Origin of the sequence: Pseudoalteromonas sp. MER144-MNA-CIBAN-0113 (assembly GCF_040308965.1) — a bacterium.
GTDB lineage: Bacteria > Pseudomonadota > Gammaproteobacteria > Enterobacterales > Alteromonadaceae > Pseudoalteromonas > Pseudoalteromonas tetraodonis.
Map to the genome: position 1 here is coordinate 1 of NZ_JBEOOG010000554.1, position 242 is coordinate 242.

Sequence of the window (242 nt, forward strand, 5' to 3'; positions counted from 1 at the left end):
GTGTAGATGTTGGCTTAACACACCTGCAAGCACCTAAGGCCGAGCGTGAACATTATTTACTTGCTCACGATGAGGCTTTAGTTAAGCACGTAGAAACTACACTACCAACAGAAGGGCTCGCTAATTTAGATGGCGATACGTGGCTGTGCCCCGATTCGTTTAAAGCGATTGAGCGGGCAGTAGGTGCCGGATTGTTAGCTGTTGACGAAATACTTGCTGATAAACTCGATGCTGCTTTTTGT

The 242-nt window shown here is 46.7% G+C and carries 1 pseudogene; it reads left to right on the forward strand.

The window, feature by feature from the left end:
• Nucleotides 1-242, forward strand: a pseudogene (locus tag AAEY57_RS20910) (histone deacetylase family protein); the annotation flags it as partial.